15 protein-coding genes are annotated in these 18,194 nt (G+C 66.3%); 13 read left to right on the top strand and 2 right to left on the bottom strand.

Going from position 1 to position 18,194, the window contains the following annotated elements:
- Window positions 1-165: 165 nt before the first annotated feature.
- The 12 genes from Tchl_RS15625 (at window position 166) to Tchl_RS15570 (ending at window position 14,538) form a co-directional block, all read left to right on the top strand.
- Window positions 166-1,578, top strand: coding sequence for a TolC family protein (locus tag Tchl_RS15625; protein WP_075146731.1), 1,413 nt, complete (start codon window positions 166-168; stop codon window positions 1,576-1,578).
- 17 nt (window positions 1,579-1,595) lie between these two features.
- Window positions 1,596-2,999 carry a multicopper oxidase family protein gene (locus Tchl_RS15620; RefSeq protein WP_075146732.1) on the top strand — a complete coding sequence of 468 codons (1,404 nt, stop codon included), beginning with the start codon at window positions 1,596-1,598 and terminating at the stop codon, window positions 2,997-2,999.
- Window positions 3,000-3,069: 70 nt separating this feature from the next.
- A complete protein-coding gene (locus tag Tchl_RS15615) occupies window positions 3,070-3,570 on the top strand; it encodes a cupredoxin domain-containing protein (RefSeq protein ID WP_075147231.1) in 501 nt (166 codons plus the stop codon).
- Window positions 3,571-3,672: 102 nt separating this feature from the next.
- Entirely contained in the window at window positions 3,673-4,020 is a 348-nt protein-coding gene (locus Tchl_RS15610) for a copper-binding protein (RefSeq protein WP_075147232.1), read from the top strand.
- A 133-nt stretch (window positions 4,021-4,153) separates the two neighbouring features.
- Complete coding sequence (locus Tchl_RS15605; protein ID WP_075147233.1) at window positions 4,154-5,461, top strand: TolC family protein; 1,308 nt, start codon at window positions 4,154-4,156, stop codon at window positions 5,459-5,461.
- A gap of 14 nt (window positions 5,462-5,475) precedes the next feature.
- Complete coding sequence (locus Tchl_RS15600) at window positions 5,476-7,014, top strand: efflux RND transporter periplasmic adaptor subunit (RefSeq protein ID WP_075149182.1); 1,539 nt, start codon at window positions 5,476-5,478, stop codon at window positions 7,012-7,014.
- A 1-nt stretch (window position 7,015) separates the two neighbouring features.
- Window positions 7,016-10,255 (top strand): efflux RND transporter permease subunit, encoded by a 3,240-nt coding sequence (locus Tchl_RS15595; RefSeq protein WP_269745430.1) that lies wholly within the window; start codon window positions 7,016-7,018, stop codon window positions 10,253-10,255.
- Between the two features lie 242 nt (window positions 10,256-10,497).
- Window positions 10,498-10,746 (top strand): DUF2933 domain-containing protein, encoded by a 249-nt coding sequence (locus Tchl_RS15590; RefSeq protein WP_012586265.1) that lies wholly within the window; start codon window positions 10,498-10,500, stop codon window positions 10,744-10,746.
- Window position 10,747: 1 nt separating this feature from the next.
- Window positions 10,748-11,146 (top strand): c-type cytochrome, encoded by a 399-nt coding sequence (locus Tchl_RS15585; RefSeq protein WP_004265696.1) that lies wholly within the window; start codon window positions 10,748-10,750, stop codon window positions 11,144-11,146.
- A 24-nt stretch (window positions 11,147-11,170) separates the two neighbouring features.
- A complete protein-coding gene (locus Tchl_RS15580) occupies window positions 11,171-13,519 on the top strand; it encodes a heavy metal translocating P-type ATPase (RefSeq protein WP_075146735.1) in 2,349 nt (782 codons plus the stop codon).
- Window positions 13,520-13,636: 117 nt separating this feature from the next.
- Window positions 13,637-13,891: a DUF2933 domain-containing protein gene (locus Tchl_RS15575; protein ID WP_002943399.1), complete on the top strand. Its 255-nt coding sequence runs from the start codon at window positions 13,637-13,639 to the stop codon at window positions 13,889-13,891.
- Window positions 13,892-13,908: 17 nt separating this feature from the next.
- Complete coding sequence (locus tag Tchl_RS15570) at window positions 13,909-14,538, top strand: methyltransferase family protein (protein ID WP_174202309.1); 630 nt, start codon at window positions 13,909-13,911, stop codon at window positions 14,536-14,538.
- A 385-nt stretch (window positions 14,539-14,923) separates the two neighbouring features.
- Here the strand turns inward: Tchl_RS15570 and istB are convergent, their stop codons facing one another.
- Both istB and istA read right to left on the bottom strand, forming a co-directional pair.
- Window positions 14,924-15,733 (bottom strand): IS21-like element helper ATPase IstB, encoded by an 810-nt coding sequence (istB, locus tag Tchl_RS15565; protein WP_075149181.1) that lies wholly within the window; start codon window positions 15,731-15,733, stop codon window positions 14,924-14,926.
- Window positions 15,726-17,225, bottom strand: a complete 1,500-nt coding sequence (gene istA / locus Tchl_RS15560; RefSeq protein WP_083945322.1) for an IS21 family transposase — start codon at window positions 17,223-17,225, stop codon at window positions 15,726-15,728. Before istA ends, istB begins: the two co-directional genes overlap by 8 nt.
- A gap of 340 nt (window positions 17,226-17,565) precedes the next feature.
- Between istA and Tchl_RS15555 the strand changes: the two genes are divergently transcribed.
- Window positions 17,566-18,183, top strand: a complete 618-nt coding sequence (locus Tchl_RS15555; RefSeq protein WP_269745429.1) for a UbiX family flavin prenyltransferase — start codon at window positions 17,566-17,568, stop codon at window positions 18,181-18,183.
- Window positions 18,184-18,194: the final 11 nt, after the last annotated feature.

The following is an 18,194-nucleotide window of genomic DNA, read 5'->3' as shown; positions in this document are numbered from 1 at the left end:
GTCACCCAAGCCACAGCGCGTGCCGGCGTATCGCTCGCCCCTGAACGAATATCGGCCCTACCGTGTCGATGAGCCCTTGCGGTCGTGGAAGGATGCCAACGACGAGGCTGGACGTCTCGGCGGGCACATGGGCCACCTCACGCCGACTTCGAAAGGGGGCGAGCGATGAGAGCCAGTCTCCCCATATCCTTGCTGGCCGCCACCGTGCTGACCGGGTGCGCCAGCGTTGCGATCGATGAGAACTTCGCTGAGGTCGAGCGCTTTGCGCGCGAGCAGACGGGTAGCGAGGTGCGCTGGCTGCGCTCGGACCCTGAGCGCGAGGCGATGCGCGCCGAGGTCGATCGCCTGCTCGCACAGCCGCTGGCGATCGACGACGCGGTGCGCATCGCGCTGGGCTACAGCCCGGCGTTCCAGTCCCTGCTGGCGGAAGCCGCCGTGGCCTCGGCGGATGCGACCGGTTCGGCCCGCATCGGCAATCCGGTGTTCACCTTCGAGCGGTTGTTTCGCTCGGGCGCCGAGGGGCGCGAACTCGACATCGGCCGTTCGCTCGGCATCTCGCTGTTCGACCTGCTGTTTCTGCCCGCGCGGCTGGAGCAGGCCGAGTTCCGCCAGCAGCAGACCCGGCTGCAGTCCTCGATTGCGCTGTTGAGCACCGTCACTGAAGTGCGCCAGGCCTGGGTCGATGCGGTCGCGGCGCGACAGGTCGCGCGCTACCGCGAGGAGGTGGCCACGGCCGCCGGGACCGCTGCCGAGCTCGCCCGTCGGATGCAGGCCACCGGCAACTTCAGCCGCCTGCAGCGCGCGCGCGAACAGGCGCTCGCCGCCGAGGAAACGGCCAACCTGATCCGCGCCCGCCAGAACGCCACCGCCGCACGCGAAACCCTGATCCAGCGTCTGGGCCTCACTCCGAGCCAGGCGCAGGCGCTGCGTCTGCCCGATCAGTTGCCGGCCTTGCCCGAGGCGCCGATGGACGAAGCCACCGCCGGTGCGGCGTTGCTGGAGAACCGGCTCGACGTGCGCATCGCCCGCACCGATCTCGACCGGACGGCGAAGAGCCTGGGCCTCACGCGGGTCACCAGCGTCGTCAATGGCCTGCATGTGGCCGGCGTGCGCAACAGCGAGACCGGCGAATCGACCCAGCGCGGCTTCGAGCTCGAGCTGCCCTTGCCGCTGTTCGACCTCGGCGACGCGGCGCGCGCCGGCGGCGAGGCCCGCTATCTCGCGGCCTTCAATCGCACGCTCGAGCTTGCCAGTAACGCCAGCTCCCAGGTCCGGGTAGCCTACGAGGGCTATCGCAGTGCATACGATCTCGCGCGCCACTACCGCAACGAGGTGGTCCCGCTGCGTCAGAACATCACCGAAGAGTCGGTGCTCCAGTACAACGGGATGCTGATCGGCGTGTTCGAGCTGCTTGCCGCCGCGCGCGCGCAGTCGGCGAGCGTGGTGCAGGCGATCGAGGCCGAACGCGACTTCTGGCGCGCCGAGGCTGGGCTCAAGGCCAGCCTGCTCGGCCAGCCGATCGCGCCGCTCAGCCTTCAATCAAGCGCATCACCGGCGCAAGCCGGTGGTGGCCACTGACCTATCCGGAGACGATCATGACCACCCGACGCAGCTTTCTCGCCGGGGCAGGCCTGCTGGCCGCTGCCGGAACCGTCAACCGCGCCGCGCTCGCGGCGCTGCCCGAGCCCGTGATCCAGACCAGCGCCGTAACGGCGGCCCCACTGTCGCCACCAGACGGACGCCCCTACGACCCGGTCGTCACCTTGAACGGCTGGACCGCCCCCTGGCGCATGCGCAACGGCGTGAAGGAGTTCCACCTCGTCGCCGAGCCGGTCGAGCGCGAGATCGCCCCCGGCATGGTGGCGCGGCTGTGGGGCTACAACGGCCAGTCGCCCGGGCCGACGATCGAGGTCGTCGAGGGCGACCGCGTGCGCATCTTCGTCACCAACCGCCTGCCCGAGCACACCACCATCCACTGGCACGGCCAGCGCCTGCCCAACGGCATGGACGGGGTCGGCGGCCTCAACCAGCCGCAGATCCCGCCGGGCAAGACCTTCGTCTATGAGTTCGTCGCCCGCCGCCCCGGCACCTTCATGTACCACCCGCACGCCGACGAGATGGTGCAGATGGCGATGGGCATGATGGGCATGTGGGTCACGCATCCGCGCGCGCCGCACCCGCACATCGCGGGCGTGGACCGCGACTTCTGCTTCCTGCTCAACGCCTACGACATCGAGCCCGGCAGCTACGTGCCCAAGATCAACACGATGCTCGACTTCAACCTGTGGACCTGGAACAGCCGCGCCTTTCCGGGCATCGACTCGCTCAATGTCAGGAAGGGCGACCGGGTGCGGGTGCGCATCGGCAACCTGACCATGACCAACCACCCGATCCACATCCACGGCCACGAGTTCGAGGTTACCGGCACCGACGGCGGGCCGACGCGGCCGGAGTCGCGCTGGCCCGAGGTCACCACCGACGTCGCCGTCGGCCAGATGCGCCAGATCGAGTTCATCGCCGACGAGGAGGGCGATTGGGCGATGCACTGCCACAAGTCGCACCACACCATGAACGCGATGGGGCACGACGTGCCGACCATGATCGGCGTCGACCATCGCGGCCTGGTCGAGGGCATCCAGAAGCTGGTGCCCGATTACATGCTGATGGGCGAGCGCGGCATGGCCGACATGGGCGAGATGGAGATGCCCCTGCCCGACAACACCCTGCCGATGATGACCGGGCAGGGGCCGTTCGGCGCCGTCGAGATGGGCGGCATGTTCACCGTGCTCAAGGTGCGCCGCGAGCAGCAGCGGGGCGACTACCGCGACCCGGGCTGGTTCAAGCACCCGAAGGGGACGGTGGCCTACGAGTGGGCGGGCGCGGCGCTACCCGAACCGGCGCGCAGTGCTGCAGCCGGACCCTCGAGCATGCCGCGCACCGAGCCTGCGCGATCGGTCGAGATGACGGTTCGCAAGCCTGCCGGCCATCAGGGGCATTGAAGTCGATCGCCTCGTAATCAGCCCCCACGACAACACCAACAAGATTCAACCCACAGAGAAGGAGATTCCCATGAAAAGTCGTCGCCGATTTCTGGCCACCAGCCTTGCCGCCGGTGTGCTTGCCGTTCACCGCAGCGCGTTCGCCCATGGCAATGCCGAGCATGCCGCCAAAGCCGCGTCCGCGCCCCCCAGCGAGCAGCTGGACTGGGGGATTGCGGGCGATGGGAGATCGGTCTCGCGCACGATCGCCATCGTGATGACCGATGAAATGCGCTTCGTACCCGGCCACATCGAGGTCCGCCTGGGCGAGACGATCCGCTTCACCCACGAGAATCGAGGCGCGGTGATGCACGAGATGGTGGTCGGCACGCCCGCGACGCTTGCCGAGCACGCGGAGCTGATGCAGCGCTTCCCCGGGATGGAACATGACGAGCCATGGATGGCGCATGTCGCGCCCGGCGGGCGCGGCGAGATGATCTGGCACTTCAACAGTGCGGGGGAGTTCCAGTTCGCCTGCCTGATCCCCGGCCATTTCCAGGCCGGGATGATCGGCACGATCAAGGTTGGCTGACGGAAATGTAATCCCTGCGTCAGCGTCCCGTCGGTGAGCGCTTCGCATAATGGCGCCGACGTTCGAATCCACCCAGAATTTCAACCCCTGGAAAAACCGATCATGAAGAAGACCCTCATCACCACGGCACTCCTGGCCCTGCTCGGTGGCACCGCTCCGATGGCGTTGGCGCAGGCCGATCACAGCGCCCATCACGGCGGGGCGAGCGCCCCGAGCGAGGCTGACGCCAGGCTGGCCGACGGCACGGTGAAGAAGCTCGACAAGCCGGCCGGCAAGCTCACCATTGCCCATGGCCCGCTCGAGTCGCTGGGCATGCCGGCGATGACCATGGTGTTCCGCGCGGCCCAGCCGGGCCTGCTCGATCAGGTCAAGGTCGGCGACAAGATCCGCTTTTCCGTCGAGAGGGTCGGTGGTGTGCTGACCGTGACGTCTCTCGAAACTGTCCAGTGACACGGACCCTGCAGGTACGTCGTGCTCCACTCTGACCATCCACCCCGGGCATGCTCTCCCGGCTGGATCAACGCTGAGGCGGGTGGCGAAGTGCCTGTGCATGCACTCGACCGCCTGCCGGAATCGTTTCTCGATGAAATCCCCGTTCGCAGTACCCTCATCCCGCCTGCCCCGTCCTGCAGCGCTTGCACTGGTGTTGGCATTCACACTGGGAAGCGGCAGTGCCTGGACCCAGGGCTCGTCCGATACTCCGGCGCTCGGCACGAGCCCCCAGGCGCTGGTTGAATATGCGCGCCAACGCAACCCCGGCTTTGCCGCCGCCCGCGCGGAAGCGTCCGCAGCGTATGAGCGCGTGACCCCTGCGGGTGCGCTGCCCGACCCGACGCTCGAGGTCGAGCTGATGGACGCCACCAACACCATGAACGGGCGCCCGGCCTCGCTGCTGCCCGGCCAGGTGGGGGAGACGCGCTACCGCATCACCCAGCCGCTGCCCGGGTGGGGCAAGCGCGACCTGGCGGTGAAGGCCGCCGAGGCGCAGGCGACCCAGGCCGATGCGATGCGTGACGCCGCCTGGGCCGAGCTTGCGGCGAAGATCGAGACGCTGTGGTTGCGCTACTACGCCGCCGACCGCGAGCGGGTCCTCAACCGCGAGGGGCTGACCCTGCTGCAAAGCCTGGAAGAGCTTGCACTGGCCCGTTACGCGCTGGGTCTGCTGCCGCAGCAGGCGGTGTTGCGCATGCAGCGCGAGATCACCTCCCAGCGCCTCGCGCTGGTCGAGGTCGAGCAGCGCCGCAAGGGCCTCGCGACGGGGCTCAATGGCCTGCTCGGCCGCGCGCACGACGCGCCGCTCGCCGCGCCCGCCGATCCGCCGCTCCTGCCCGAGGGGCTGGCGCCAGGTGCCCTGTTCGAGGCGGCCGCCGGTACCAACCCGGAGGTCCAGGTCGCCGCCAACGACATCGACGTCGCCCGCGCCGGGCGCGAGCGCACCTACCGCGACCGCCTGCCGGACTTCGCCGTCGGCGTGACCAACAACCGGCCGTACGAAGGCAAGTCCTCGTGGGATGTGATGTTCGAGGTGATGATCCCGCTGCAGCAGTCCAGCCGTCGCGCCAGGGAGCGCGAAGCCGAGTACATGCTGATGGCGGCCGAGGCACGGCGCGAGGACGCCAGGGCGCGCGCGTCGGGGGAGCTCGGCACCGCCTGGTCGATGTACGCGCAGGGCCGCGAAACCTTGCGCCTGCTCGAACATACGCTGCTGCCGCAGGCGCAGGCCACGCGGGATGCCAGTCAGGCCGCGCTCAGCAGCGGCAAGGTCGACTTCGACAGCGTGATCGAAGCCGAGCGCCAGCTCATCGACATCCGGACTCAACGCTTGAAGGCCGAGCTCGACACGCGCCTGGCGCTGACCGAAATCAAGAAACTGACGGGGGATTTGAAGTGAGCTCAGCCGTTCGAATGACGGCGATCGCGGTGGGCGTGGCGATTGCCGCAGGCGCAGGGTACGGGGTTGCGCACCTGCAAAATACCGGAAATCCAGTTCCGCCGATCGGCGCAAGCCAGGCGCAGGCCGATCGCGCGGCCCCGGCCGAAGGCGAACGCAAGATCCTCTATTACCGCAACCCGATGGGCCTGCCCGATACCTCGCCGGTGCCGAAGAAGGATTCGATGGGCATGGACTACATCCCGGTCTATGCCGACGACAAACCGGACGATAGCGGCGCGGTGGCGGTCAGTCCGGTGCGCATCCAGACCCTGGGGGTGAAGACCGCCGAGGTCGAACTGCGCGCGGTGGACGCCGCGGTGCGTGCCAGCGGCCGGATCGAGATCGACGAGCGCACCCAGGTCGTGGTCGCGCCGCGCTTCGAGGGCTGGATCGAACGCCTGCACGTGAATGCGGTGGGCGATCCGGTGAACAAGGGCCAGCCGCTGTTCACCGCCTACAGCCCCGAGTTGCAATCGACCGGTGAGGAATTGCGCATCGCCGAGCGCCTGGCCCGCCAGAGCGCCGCCCACGACCCGGTCGCCAGCGAATCCGCCCGGCGCCTGGCCGAGGCGACGCGGACGCGCCTGCGCAATCTGGAGGTGGCCGGCCAGGCCGGGGCGCGCCAGGTCTTCCACGCCCCGGTGAGTGGCGTGGTACTGGACAAGATGGCGATCGAGGGCGGGCGCTTCATGCCCGGCGAGGCGCTGTTCCGCATCGCCGACCTGTCGAAGGTGTGGATCATCGCCGACGTCTACGAGCAGGACCTCGCCCGCGTGCGGGTCGGACAGGCGGCGCAGGTCACCCTCGACGCCTACCCGGGGCGCAGCTTCGCGGCGCGGGTCGATTATCTCTATCCGACGCTCGACGCGGCGACGCGCAGCACCCGCATGCGCCTCGAACTCGACAACCCGGAGGGCCTGCTGCGCCCGGGGATGTTCGCCCAGGTCGCGCTCGCGGCCGGCGACGCCACCCCGAAGGCGGTGGTGCCGACCTCGGCGATCATCGACGATGGCGAGCGCCGGGTCGTGCTGCTCGCGCTCGGCGAAGGGCGCTTCAAGCCGCAGCCGGTGAAGCTGGGCGAGCGCGGCCGCGAGGTGGTCGAGGTGCTCGAAGGCGTGGCGACGGGCGATCGCGTCGTGGTGTCAGCCAACTTCCTGATCGACTCGGAAAGCCAGCTCAAGGCGGCACTCTCCAACTTGGTCGAGCCCGATGCCGGCGATCAGTCCCAAGCGAGCCCGACCCGTTACGAAGCGCAAGGGACGTTCGATGCACTCGACGCCGAAGGCGGCAGCGTGACGATGACGCATGGCGAGATCCCGGCCCTCCAGTGGCCGGCGATGACCATGGACTTCATGATTGCCGATCCGGCGCTGGTGAAGAGCATCGCCCCAGGCTCGCCGGTGCGGTTCGTCTTCGAGGCGGGTGAGCCAGGCGAGTACATCATCACCGGGATCGAGCCGGTTGCAGGCACTGCGCCTGCACCGAGCGCCGGCGGTCACGGGGGGCACTGAGATGCATGCCCCTGTGACAGACTCTTCGAACGTCGTGCCAACCGACGCGGCAGCCAGACCGGCAGCACCCGGCCTGCTCGACCGCGTCATCGACTGGTCGGCGCGCAACGTCTTCCTGGTACTGCTGGCCACGCTGTTCCTGATCGGGGGTGGCGTGTATGCGGTCAAGCACACGCCGCTCGACGCGCTGCCCGACCTGTCCGACGTGCAGGTGATCGTCTACACCGACTACCCCGGCCAGGCGCCGCAGGTGGTCGAGGACCAGGTCACCTATCCGCTCACCACCTCGATGCTGGCGGTGCCGCGGGCGAAGGTGGTGCGCGGCTTCTCGATGTTCGGTGCCTCCTATGTGTATGTGATCTTCGAGGACGGCACCGACATCTACTGGGCGCGCTCGCGCGTGCTCGAGTACCTGAGCTCGGCCGCCGGCCGCCTGCCGCAGGGGGTGTCGCCGCAGATCGGGCCGGACGCCACCGGCGTGGGCTGGGTCTACCAATATGCGGTGCTCGGCCGCGACATGAGCCTGGCCGACACCCGCAGCGTGCAGGACTGGTACGTGCGCTACCAGCTCACCAAGGCGCAAGGCGTGTCCGAGGTGGCGAGCCTGGGCGGCTTCGTGCGCGAGTACCAGGTCACCGTCGATCCGCTGCGCCTGGCCGGCTACGGCATCACCCTCGATGCGGTGACGCAGGCGATCCGCGCCTCCAACCGCGACGTCGGCGGCCGGGTCGTCGAACTCGCCGAAAAGGAATACATGGTGCGCGGGCGCGGTTACCTGCGCAGCGTGGAAGACATCGCCGACATCGTGTTGAAGGCCGAGCGCGGCACCCCGGTGCGGGTGGGCGACGTCGCCCGCGTCGAGCTGGTGCCGGCCGAGCGGCGCGGCATCGCCGAGCTCAACGGCGAAGGCGAGGTCGCCTCCGGCATCGTCATGGCGCGCTTCGGCCAGAACGCGCTCGACGTGATCGCCAACGTCAAGGCCAAGATCGCCGAGATCGCTCCCGGCCTGCCCGCGGGCACCGAGATCGTGCCGGTGTACGACCGCTCCGAGCTGATCGAGCGTGCAATCGCCAACCTGAAATGGACCCTGCTCGAGGAGAGCCTGATCGTCGCCGCGGTGTGCGTGATCTTCCTGCTCCATGTGCGCAGCGCGCTGGTGGCGATCATCACCCTGCCGCTCGGGATCCTGTTCGCCTTCATCGCCATGCGTTCGCTCGGCCTGGGCTCGAACATCATGAGTCTGGGCGGCATCGCGATCGCGATCGGGGCGATGGTCGATGCGGCGATCGTGATGATCGAGAACGCGCACAAGCACATCGAGCGGCTGCCCGCAGGCGCGACCCAGAAGCAGCGCGGCGCCGCGATCGTGCTCGCGTGCAAGGAGGTCGGGCCGGCGCTGTTCTTCTCGCTGCTGATCATTACCGTCTCCTTCCTGCCGGTGTTCGCGCTCGAAGGCCAGGAGGGGCGGCTGTTCTCGCCGCTCGCCTTCACCAAGACCTTCGCCATGGCCGGCGCCGCGCTGCTGTCGGTGACCCTGGTGCCGGTGCTGATGCTGTTCTTCGTGCGCGGGCGGATCCTGCCCGAGGCGAAGAACCCGGTGAACCGCTTCCTGATCTGGGTGTACCGGCCGATCATCCAGGGCGTGCTGAGGTTCAAGCTCGTCACGCTGGTGCTGGCCGTGCTGGCGATGGCCGCGACCCTGGTGCCCGCACGCCAGATCGGCTCGGAGTTCATGCCGACCTTGAACGAAGGCACGCTGTTCTACATGCCGGCGGCGCTGCCGGGGATGTCGGTGACCGAAGCCGGGCGCCTGCTCGCTACCACCAACCGCATCATCAAGACTTTCCCCGAAGTGGAATCGGTCTACGGCAAGGCCGGCCGCGCCAACACTGCGACCGATCCGGCGCCACTCGAGATGTTCGAGACCGTGATCAACTTGAAGCCGCAGGACCAGTGGCGCCCAGGAGTGACGACCGACACCCTGATCGCCGAGATGGACGCCGCGCTCAAGTTCCCCGGCCTCGCCAACTCGTGGACGATGCCGATCAAGGCCCGCATCGACATGCTCAGCACCGGCATCCGCACCCCGGTGGGGGTGAAGGTGTTCGGCAAGGACCTGGAGACGCTGGAGAAAGTCGCCCAGGCGGTGGAAGCGGCGGTGCGCAAGGTCCCCGGCGCGAGCAGCGCCTACGCCGAGCGCGTGGCCGGCGGCTACTACGTGGACATCGTGCCGCGCCGCGACCAGCTCGCGCGCTACGGGCTCACCATCGACAGGGTGCAGGACGTGATCGCCACCGCGCTCGGCGGCGAGATGGTGACGACCACGGTCGAGGGCCTGGAGCGCTACGGCGTGTCGGTGCGCTACGCGCGCGGCCTGCGCGACGATCCGGCACGCCTTGCGTCCGACGTCTATGTGCCGACGATGAACGGCCCGATCCCGCTCGGCCAGGTCGCCGAAGTGAAGCTGACCCGCGGCGCGCCCGGCATCCGCACCGAAAACGCGCTGCTCGCGGCCTATGTGTATGTCGACACCCGCGAGGCCGACCTCGGCGCCTTCGTCAAGCGCGCGCAGCAGGCGGTGGCCGAAGCAGTCGCCTTCCCGCAGGGCTACTACGCCACCTGGAGCGGTCAGTTCGAGAACATGGAGCGGGCCAAGGAGAAGATGAAGGTCGTCGTGCCGGTGACCTTGATGCTGATCTTCGTGCTGCTGTACCTCAACTTCCGGCGGCTCACCGAAACGCTGATCGTGATGCTGTCGGTGCCCTTCGCGCTGGTGGGCGGGGTGTGGCTGATGTGGTGGCTGGACTACCAGATGAGCGTGGCGGTGGCGGTCGGCTTCATCGCGCTCGCCGGGGTGGCCGCCGAGACCGGCGTGATCATGCTGATCTACCTCGATCACGCGTGGCAAGAGGTCCGTGCGCGCTGCCAGGCTGAAGGCCGCGCGGCCGGGGTCGCCGATCTGTACGAAGCGATCATGGAAGGCGCGGTCGAGCGCGTGCGGCCGAAGATGATGACCGTGGTCGCGATCATGGCCGGCCTGTTGCCGATCATGTGGAGCAGCGGCACCGGCAGCGAGGTGATGAGCCGTATCGCCGCACCGATGGTCGGCGGCATGGTGTCCTCGACCGTGCTGACGCTGGCGGTGATTCCGGCGCTGTATGCGCTGGTCAAGCAGTGGGAGTTGCGCCGCAGCGCCAAGACAGCACCCGCGCAGGCGCTGGTCACGGTGTCGAATTTGTAATGCACCGGTCAGCGGCGCGACAGCATCGGGGGCGTAGCCTGTTTCCAAGGCCCCGTTCCCGAGGCTGCCGCTGAACGTGACGAGGAGCAGTGCGATGCTTGCGTGGCTGAAATCCCTCTGGCAATCCTTCAGGAATTGGTGTCGCGAGAACGAGCGAGCCCACCGGGATGCCCCGCTCTCGCCGTGCTGCTCGAAGCCGCCCGCAGCCGTTCGCCATTCGCCGACCCGCAAGGTATGAAGCCATGAACACAAAGCCTGCTCATGATCCTGGACTCCCTCGATCTGTCGCCTGGTATCGCTCCCCCGGCGTCATCGCCGGCCTGATGCTGGCGGCGATCGCACTGTTCTTCCTGTTGCGCGAACACTGGGCGCATGTGTCGGGCAACTGGGTGTATCTGATCCTGTTGCTGTGTCCCCTGATGCACCTGTTTGGCCATGGAGGACATCACGGCGGGCACCGCAGCAACGACACCGATTCGGAGAAGCGCTGAGATGTCGATGACAGGGGCGTGCCTTGGCCGTGGCGTCGTCATCGCGGCGCTTTCGGGCGTCTTGATTTCGAGCGCAGCGGCGCAAGGCTGGAAGATCCCGCAGCCCTCTCCGGGGCTGATGCCCAATCCGGCGCAAGGAAAGGGACTCTACGCACAGCACTGTGCCGCTTGCCATGGGACCGACCTCAAGGGCTCGGACAAGGGGCCGCCCATGCTCCATAAGGTCTACGAACCCAGTCATCACGCCGATATCGCCTTTCAGTTGGCGGTAGCGAACGGTGTGCGCGCCCACCACTGGCAGTTCGGCGACATGGCACCTGTTCCCGGCCTGACGTCGGACGAGGTCGCTCATGTCACGGCATTCATCCGTGGTGAACAGCGCAAGGTCGGCATTCGATAACAACAAACGCCGGGGAGAAGCATCATGACCCACGAACATTCGCAGGGTGGCCATTCCGGCCACACTCATCGCCACGATCATGCATCGACAGGCAATGACACCGATCCGGTCTGCGGCATGACGGTAAAGCCCGACTCTCCGTATCGGGTCATTCACGCCGGACACGAATACCGGTTCTGCAGTGCGAAGTGCCAAGGCAAGTTCGAGACTGATCCGGCGCGGTATCTGGCACCGGAGACAAGTCAGCCTTCAACGGAACCCGCACCGGTGCCCGGCACGGAGTACACCTGCCCGATGCATCCGGAGATCCGCCAGATTGGACCGGGCACCTGCCCGAAATGCGGTATGACACTCGAGCCGGTGATGCCGGGTCTTGAGGATGAGGACAATCCCGAGCTCGCCGATTTCCGCCGCCGCTTCTGGTGGACGCTGCCGCTGACGGTGATCGTCACCGCGATCGCCATGTCCGGTGGCGTCTTCGATCCGATGCTGGGTGCGGCGCGCCCCTGGGTCGAGCTGGCCCTGGCGACACCGGTCGTGCTCTGGTCCGGTTGGCCGTTCTTCGTGCGCTGCGCGCAGTCGATCGGCAACCGCAGCCCGAACATGTGGACGCTGATTGGACTGGGAGTTGGGGCGGCCTATCTATATAGCGTCGTCGCTACGGTTGCGCCCGAAGTGTTTCCGGCCTCTTTCCGCATGGGCGAACACGTGGCGGTGTATTTCGAGGCAGCAGCGGTGATCATCTCGCTGACGCTGCTCGGCCAGGTGCTGGAGCTGAAGGCGCGCTCGGAGACCGGCGCCGCGATCAAGGCGCTGCTCGGCCTCGCGCCCAAGACCGCGCGGCGCATTCGCGCGGATGGCACCGAAGAGGATATCCCGCTGACCCACGTCCATCCTGGCGACCGGTTGCGCATTCGTCCGGGCGAAAAGGTGCCGGTCGATGGTTCCGTTGCCGAAGGCGAAAGCGCGGTCGATGAATCGATGCTGACCGGCGAGCCGATCCCGGTCACCAAGCGCCCCGGCGACAAGGTGATCGGCGCGACGCTCAACACCAGTGGGGCGCTGGTCATGGTCGCCGAGAAGATCGGCGCACAGACCATGCTGTCGCAGATCGTGCAGATGGTCGCGCAGGCCCAGCGCTCGCGCGCGCCGATGCAACGCCTGGCGGATGTCGTCGCGGGCTGGTTCGTCATCGTCGTCGTGCTCATCGCCCTCACCACGTTCGTGGTGTGGGGGCTCTTCGGACCCCAGCCGAGCTGGGCCTATGGCCTCATCAACGCGGTGGCGGTGCTGATCATCGCCTGCCCCTGCGCACTGGGCCTAGCCACGCCGATGTCGGTGATGGTGGCGACCGGCAAGGCCGCCACCCAGGGCGTGCTGTTTCGCGATGCGGCGGCGATCGAGTCGCTGCGCAAGGTCGACACCCTGATCGTCGACAAGACCGGCACCCTGACCGAAGGACGCCCCGCCTTCCATAGTGTGGTGGCGGCGCCGGGCGGGACGGAGGCCGACGTGCTTCGCATCGCAGCCAGCCTCGATCAGGGTAGCGAGCACCCACTCGCCCAGGCCATCGTGAGCGAGGCTCGCGAGCGCGGTCTCGCGCTCAGCACACCGGACACCTTCGAATCCTCTTCCGGCATCGGCGTGCGCGGCACAGTCGATGGCCAACGTGTGGTTCTGGGGAACACCGCCCTGATGGACGATGAGCGCATCGATTGGCGCGGGCTCGCGGAACGCGCCGAGGCTCTGCGCCTTGAGGGCGCAAGCGTGATGTACCTCGCCGCAGAGGGCGTGCTCGTCGGCCTCATCGCCGTTGCAGATCCGATCAAGGCTTCGACCCCGGAAGCGCTCGATGCGCTGCGGGCGAGCGGGCTCAGGATCATCATGGCCACGGGCGATGGGCTCACCACGGCGCGTGCGGTCGGTGCCCGCCTGGGCATCGACGAGGTCTATGGCGAAGTGAAGCCCGCCGACAAGAATGAGCTCGTCGGCAAACTGCAGGCCGAGGGGCACATCGTCGCCATGGCCGGCGACGGCATCAACGACGCGCCGGCGCTCGCGCGCGCGAATGTGGGTATCGCGATGGGCACGGGGACCGACGTCGCGATGAACAGTGCCCATCTGACTTTGGTCAAGGGTGATCTCCGGGGCATCGCCACCGCACGCAGCATCTCCGTCGCCACCGTGCGCAACATGCACCAGAACCTCGTGTTCGCCTTCCTGTACAACGCAGCGGGTGTGCCGATCGCAGCCGGGGTGCTCTATCCAGCGTTCGGGCTGCTTCTTTCACCGCTGATTGCCGCCCTGGCGATGAGCTTCAGTTCGGCGTCCGTGGTCGGCAACGCGTTGCGCCTCGGACGGAAAAGGATCTGATCGACCTCAATCCGCCCGCACGGAAAGCTGGGCAGACGAACTGCGTGACGGGTACTTCGTTCGTTGGGAGGCATGCCGGCGTCAGCGTGTCGATGTTTGCGCACAAGGAGCTGTCTCATGAAAGCCGAGACGGAAGCCGAGCCCCGTCCATCCGGTCGGGCTGAATCGAACTTAAGGGTTCGCCGCGTATTTCCGGTCTTCGTCGTACTGGCGGCCGTTCTCCTTATCGCCGAGCACCGGCTCCATGTGCTCGGCTACCTACCGTGGCTCATCTTGCTTGCGTGCCCCCTGATGCACGTCTTCATGCATCACGGTCACGGCCACAAGGGAAAACACACGCCGACTGAAGACCAAGGTAACCATGATGCGTAATGCCACGGGAGATCGAGATGAATGAGACGTCGAGTTACGGCTTGTGGTCACTGGTCATCATCAACTCGCTGTTCTTCATCGCCTTCGCCTTCAGCTTCACGCGTCCCCGCACAAGCCGGGACTGGCGATCCTTGGGCGCTTACTCGGCCTTCATCCTGGCGCTCTTCACCGAGATGTACGGCTTTCCGTTGACGATCTACCTGCTCTCGGGGTGGCTGTCTTCGAAATTTCCGGGAATCGATTTTTTTGCCCACGACTCAGGGCACCTCTTGGAGGTCATGTTCGGATGGAGCAGTAACCCGCACTTCGGCCCGTTTCACCTCTTGAGCACCTTGTTCATCGTCGGTGGCTTCTGGCTCCTGGCAAAGGCCTGGCCCGTACTCCTCGAGGCTCAGCGCACCCGCCGCGTCGCCGACAGCGGCCCCTACGCCCGCATTCGACACCCGCAATACGTCGCGTTCGTTCTGGTCATGTTCGGCTTCTTGCTGCAGTGGCCGACCTTGATCACGCTGATCATGTTCCCGGTTCTGTTGATCGTGTACGCCAGGCTTGCCCGCCGGGAAGAGCTCGACGCGATCGAGGCGTTCGGGGACGCCTATCGCTCATACCGCGAGCGCACGCCGGCGTTCATTCCTCGCCTGCGGTAGTTCGATGGACCGTTTGGTGCCGAGCGCAGCTTGCGAAGTAGAGGGAGATGCCGCCGCGCAGATTGCTCATTGTCTGCAAGCAAGGCGCCTTTGAGCTTGGGGCTCCACGCATGCGTGCAGGGCAGAGTGAGTTTGATCAATCACACCCGCCGATCCTGAGAAAGGTAGACTGTTGGCGCCGGTCCAATACTGACCAGGTGTTCCGGTTGAATTCTGACCAGGGACGATAGCCGCCTGTCATTGCGGCGACTGTGGATAAGTGTAGCGGATTCTGGGGTGGGAACTCCCTCCTATCTCTCGTTTCGATGTGTTCGGGCGCGTGAAGTGGCGCGGGGGAATCTGCGAAGGGCGTAGCCCGAAGCAGATTCCCCCGCGCGACGCCGACTCAGAACGGCTCAGATGCCTCAGCCTCGCTTGCCGGCGCGGCCCGCCGGGCCGTCTCCCGCGACTGGATGCGTGACTTGGCCGCCGCACTGCTGTGCTGGAAGCGCCAGGACGCGTTGCCGGTCTCGATGATGTGGCAGTGGTGGGTCAGGCGGTCGAGCAAGGCCGTGGTCATCTTCGCGTCGCCGAACACGCTCGCCCACTCGCCAAAGGTGAGATTGGTCGTGATCATCACGCTGGTGTGCTCATAGAGCTTGGAGAGCAGGTGGAAGAGCAAGGCACCGCCGGCCTGGCTGAATGGCAGGTAACCCAACTCGTCCAGGATGACCAGATCGACGTTGCGCAGCGACAGCGCGATGCGCCCGGCCTTGCCGGCGGCCTTCTCCTGTTCGAGCGCATTGACCAGATCCACGGTGGAGTAAAAACGCACCCGCCGCCCATGACGGGTGACGCCCGAGATGCCCAACGCGGTGGCCAGATGCGTCTTGCCGGTGCCCGGGCCGCCGACGAACACGACATTGTGGGCTTGGTCGGCAAAGCCCAGATCGCTCAGTTCGCTGATCAGCTTGCGCTCGACGCACGACTGCTCGAAGTCGAAACCGGCCAGATCCCGGTGCACCGGGAAACGCGCGGCACTCATCTGGTAGCGGATCGAGCGCATCGCACGATCGGTACCCTCGGCCTGCAGCAGTTGCTCGATCAGCCAGCGTGAGCTCTGTACCGCCGCACCGTCGTCAGCGCTGATCTCGTTCCAGGCGGCGGCCATGCCGAACAGACGCAGGCTTTTCAGTTCCGCGCCAATATCACGCATGATCGGCCTCCTGTCGTTCGCGCAGGCTGTCGTAGCGCCGCGTGTCGGCCAGCGGCAGCGCCTTGAGTTCGAGACTCGTTTCGACCGATTCCGGTAGGGGCGCCTGGTTCAGCCGTGCGATCACGTTGAGCACATGCTCGATGCTGACCATGCCGGAGTCGAGCACCAGTTCCACGGCCACCAACACCGGCTCCAGGCCGACCTTGGGGACCATCGTGAGTACCTGACTCATCACCCGATCGCCGCCGTCTCGACGCAGCAGCAAGCGCTGCAAGCGCAGGAGTGCGGTGGGCATCTCGGCAAACGGCGCGCCATTGCGCAGCGCACCCGGTTTGCGTTCGAGAAGCGGCAGGTAGTGACGCCAGTCGTAGCAGGTCTGCTCGCGCTCGAACAGACGCGGGTGGCTGGCCACAATCACCTCGTCGAACACGAACTCGATGCACTCCGGGTAGAAGCGCTTGCTGATCAGCTTGCCCGCCAACTCGCACGGCACCGAGTAGTGATTGCGGTCCGCCGTCACCAGGCAGGTGCTCGATACCCGCCCCGGCGCTTCGACGTACCCATCGAAGGGCGCGATCATCGGCATCAGGTGGGCTTGCTCGTGCTCGAGCATCTCGGCAACCGTCAGCGCGTACTGCGGATGGCGCAACTCCTGCCAGAGACTGCGGCAACGGGCCAGCAGCCAGGTGTTGAGCTCGGCCATCGAGCCAAAGCGCTCTTCACCGGCCTGTTGCCAGATTCGGCGCCGGCTGTCCTGCACGTTCTTCTCGACGATTCCCTTTTCCCAACCACTGGCCACGTTGCAGAAGTCCGGATCGAAGAGGTAGTGCGAGCACATCGCATAAAAACGCGCATTGACCACCCGGCCCTTGCCCTTCTTGACTTTGTCGACCGCGGTTTTCATGTTGTCGTAGATCCCGCGCCGGGCAATGCCGCCGAGTGCCTTGAAACTCCTCGTGTGCGCATCGAACAGCATCTCGTGGGCTTGACTCGGGTAGGCCACCAGCACAAACGCATGGCTCGCACACAGTTCCAGATGCGCCACCTGCAGCTTGCGCCACACCCCACCGATGACCAGCCGCTCCTCGCTCCAGTCGAACTGAAACGCCTCGCCCAGTTCGAACTTCAGCGGCACGAAAGCCCGCCCCGGGTCGTTCGTCCCCTTGCGGTGCCGCCAGTCGCGGATGAAATCGGTCAGGATCGTGTAACCACCCTCGAAGCCTTGTGCCTTCAACTGCGCGAGCATCGCTTGAGCCGTCCGACGCTCCCGTTTCGGGCAGCGGGCATCGGCTTCCAGCCAGCCCACCACCGTGGCATCGAAGGCCGTGAGTTTGCCCGGCGCCTTCGTGCGACGGTAACGGGGCGCCGCCGCATCGGCCTCCTCGAGCCACTTCCTCACCGTCGTGCGCGACAGCCCCGTGCGTCGCGCAATCTCCGAGCGGGACAGCCCGTCCCGGTAATGCATCCTTCTGACCTTGCCCAGCATTTCCATGGTGATCACCTCTGTTCCTCTGCCGCAAAATGAGGCAGAGAGGTTAAACACCCTGGTCAGTTTTCAGCCGGAATTCACCCCTCTACATGGCCAGTTTTCGGCCGGTGCCAACATCCGCCTCATTCTCTCCGCCGCCGGCTGTTGAATCCGCCATTGCCGAGGGTGTTCTGCAAAAGTCCAAAATATGGAACAAGAATTGAGCCGGGCGGGTTGTTTGTGCATGTGCACATGCCTAGAGTTGCCAACAAGTCGTCAAAACAGTGGTTTGTTGTCGGTGGTGATGCTGATTTGTAGTTCGTAATATGGACTGTTCTGGCGAGACCTGGATCGCGTTTCCCCCTTGAGCGAGGATCAAATGAAAAGACTGATTGTGGGCATCACCGGCGCGACGGGCGTGATTTTCGGCGTTCGCCTGCTCGAGGCGCTGCAGGAATCGGATGTCGAAACGCACCTCGTGCTGAGCAAGTGGGCGATCCAGACGATCGAGCACGAGACGCCGTACACGGCGAAGCAGGTTCGCGCGCTGGCCGACGTCGATCACGTCGAGGGCAACATGGGGGCGTCGATCTCGTCGGGATCGTTCATGACCGAAGGCATGGTGATCGCGCCGTGTTCGATGCGCAGCCTCGCGGCGATTGCGCACGGCACGGGGGACCACCTCGTGCACCGCGCCGCGGACGTGATCCTGAAGGAGCGTCGTCGGCTGGTGCTGGTCGCGCGCGAAATGCCGCTCTCCGACATTCATCTGGAAAACATGCTGAAGCTCTCCCGCATGGGGGCGACGATCATGCCGCCGATGCCGGCGTTCTATAACCATCCGGCGACGCTCGACGACATGGTCGATCACGTGGTGGCCCGGATTCTCGATCAATTCGGCATTCCGGCCGAATTTGCGCGGCGGTGGGAGGGGGAGATGCGCGGTCGGAAGATCGCGAATCTTCAGCCGCAAAAGCAATAACTCAACTCTCA

Origin of the sequence: Thauera chlorobenzoica (assembly GCF_001922305.1) — a bacterium.
Lineage (GTDB): Bacteria > Pseudomonadota > Gammaproteobacteria > Burkholderiales > Rhodocyclaceae > Thauera > Thauera chlorobenzoica.
The sequence above is the reverse complement of the archived record's forward strand: the minus strand, read 5'-3'. Positions and strand labels throughout refer to the sequence as shown.